The following is a 2,436-nucleotide window of genomic DNA, read 5'->3' on the forward strand; positions in this document are numbered from 1 at the left end:
CTGACCACGGCCTCGGCAACGGTGCTGCGGATATAGGAGCGACCAGCGCGTACCCCGCCAGGGGTGACCGCGCCTTCGACTCCTACCCGTTCACCAATCTCGAAAGGCCCTTTCGATCATGAACCGCACCTACCTGCGCCGGACCATCCGGGTCGGCGTCAGCCTCGCCGTCGCCATCGGCCTTGCCGCCTGCGGCTCGGACCACCAGGCCGGAGCCGGCCACGACACGCCCGGCACGCCGTCCGCCAGCGCGATCAGCGGAGAATCCGCCGCCAACAACGCGGCGGACGTGATGTTCGCCCAGATGATGATTCCGCACCACGAGCAGGCCGTGGAGATGGCGGACCTCGCCACCACCCGAGCGTCCGACCCGGAGGTCAAGCAGCTCGCCGTGCAGATCAAGGACGCCCAGGCGCCCGAGATCGCCCAGCTGAAGACCTGGCTGACGCAGTGGGGTGCGCCGATGCCCTCGGCGAGCGGCGGTGGACACGGGACGGGCCACGGCACGCCCGACATGGATCACGAGATGCCGGGCATGATGTCCGACGCCGACATGGCCAAGCTCGCAGCCGCCACCGGCACGGAGTTCGACCGGCAGTTCCTCACCATGATGATCGCCCACCACGAGGGCGCCGTCACCATGTCCGAGGAGGCGACCACTCAGGGCGCGAACCCGGACGCCAAGGCGTTGGCGCAGCGGATCATCACCACGCAGCAGGCTGAGATCGACACCATGAAGAAGATCCTGGCCCGGATCTGACGCTGGGGTGGTGTCCGGCCGTGTCGGCGGCCGGGCACCAACCTCCACCGTTGAACCGTCGGTCAGCCCTTGATGGCGCCGATCAGTACGCCCTTGATGAAGTGCCGCTGGATGAACGGGTAGACGGCGACGATCGGCGCGACGGTGAGGATGACCACCGCCATTTTGATCGACTCGGTGGGCGGCATGGTGACTCCGCTGGTGCCGCCGGAGGTGTGCGGTGCCTGCCCGGCGAGCAGGTAGCTCTGCAGGACCCGCTGGATCGGGTACATGTCGTTGCGGTCGATGAAGAGCAGCGCGTCGAACCAGACATTCCAGTAGCCGACCGCATAGAACAGGCCGACCACGGCGATGACCGCCCGGGACAGCGGGAGGACGATGCGGGCCAGGGTGAGGAATTCGTTGGCGCCGTCCATGCGGGCGCTGTCGAGCAGTTCCTGCGGCACGCCCTGGAAGAAGCCGCGGACGACGACCAGGTTGAAGACGCTGATCGCGGGCGGCAGGACCAGCGCCCAGATGGTGTCCTTCAGACCCAGCCCGGTCACCACGAGGTACTTGGGCACCAGCGGCGGATAGATCAGGAACGGCAGCAGGAAGTACGCGAGCAGCCAGCGGTATCCGAGTGAGCGGGGGCGGGACAGCCCGTACGCGGCGAGCACGGTCACGGTCAGCGCGATGGCGGTGCCGATGACGGTGATCAGGGTGCTGATCCACAGCGCCCGGGTGACCGCACCACCGGCGAAGATGGTCTCGTAGGCGGAGGTGTCGATCCCCTTGGGGATGACCACCAGACCCCCGGCTTCGGCGATCGTCTCGCGCGAGGACAGGCTGGTCACCAGGATCACCCAGAGCGGGAACAGCACGCTGAGCACGAGCAGGCCGAGCAGGACGGCCTTGCCGGCCTGGCCGACCGGGGTGGGCCGCTCCTCCCACACCGGGCGGCGGGTACGCGGTCGGGACGGCTTCCGGGCGATGGTGGCGGTCATCAGCGTGAGTAGATCCCTCGTTCGCCGAGCGTGTGTGCGATTTTGTTGGCGGCCAGGATCAGGCAGAGGCCGACGGCGGCCTTGAACAGGCCGGCCGCGGCGCCGTAGCCGTAGTTCCCGGTGGCGATGGAGAAGTGGTAGACGAAGGTGTCGAGCACCTCGGACGCCTGCCGGCCGACGGCGTCCCGTTGCAGCAGGAACTGCTCGAAGCCGACCGAGAGCGCGTCGCCCAGGCGGAGGATGAGCAGCAGCACGATCACCGGGCGCAGGCCGGGCAGCGTGATGTGCCACAGCCGGCGCCACCGTCCGGCACCGTCGGCCGCCGCCGCCTCGTAGAGGTTCTGGTCGATGGTGGACAGTGCGGCCAGGAAGACGATGGTGCCCCAGCCGACGTCCTTCCAGACGGCCTCCGCGGTCACCAGGATGATGAACGTGTCCGGGTTGGTCATCACGTTCCACGGTTCCATCCCGGCCTCGCGCATGGTCTGCGCCAACAGGCCGGCGCCGCCGAGCATGGCGACGAAGAAGCTGACCACCAGCACCCAGCTGAAGAAGTGCGGCAGGTACACGACGGTCTGGATGAAGCCGCGCAGCCGGCTGGAGAGCAGGTTGTGCAGCATGATCGCCAGCACGATCGGCAGCGGGAAGAAGAAGACTAGCTGGAACGCGGTGATCGCCAGGGTGTTGCGG

At 68.0% G+C, this 2,436-nt stretch carries 3 protein-coding genes; 1 reads left to right on the top strand and 2 read right to left on the bottom strand.

What is annotated here, in order from left to right; genetic code table 11:
- Positions 1-118: 118 nt before the first annotated feature.
- Positions 119-760 carry a DUF305 domain-containing protein gene (locus AB0M52_RS33215; RefSeq protein WP_363961810.1) on the top strand — a complete coding sequence of 214 codons (642 nt, stop codon included), beginning with the start codon at positions 119-121 and terminating at the stop codon, positions 758-760.
- 62 nt (positions 761-822) lie between these two features.
- On the opposite strand, the gene AB0M52_RS33220 is transcribed toward AB0M52_RS33215, so the two are convergent.
- Together AB0M52_RS33220 and AB0M52_RS33225 are read right to left on the bottom strand one after the other, a co-directional pair.
- A complete protein-coding gene (locus AB0M52_RS33220; RefSeq protein ID WP_363961811.1) occupies positions 823-1,746 on the bottom strand; it encodes a carbohydrate ABC transporter permease in 924 nt (307 codons plus the stop codon).
- Positions 1,746-2,436, bottom strand: a 691-nt coding sequence (locus AB0M52_RS33225) for an ABC transporter permease subunit (protein ID WP_363961812.1), incomplete at its 5' end; no start/stop codon positions are given. The genes AB0M52_RS33220 and AB0M52_RS33225, both read right to left, overlap by 1 nt.

Origin of the sequence: Micromonospora sp. NPDC051296, assembly GCF_040682255.1 — a bacterium.
Lineage (GTDB): Bacteria > Actinomycetota > Actinomycetes > Mycobacteriales > Micromonosporaceae > Micromonospora > Micromonospora craterilacus.

Bases quoted from the DNA above. Each gene is read 5' to 3' on its own strand.
- AB0M52_RS33215 (WP_363961810.1), top strand. From the start codon at position 119: ATGAACCGCACCTACCTGCGCCGGACCATCCGGGTCGGCGTCAGCCTC.
- AB0M52_RS33220 (WP_363961811.1), bottom strand. From the start codon at position 1,746: ATGACCGCCACCATCGCCCGGAAGCCGTCCCGACCGCGTACCCGCCGC.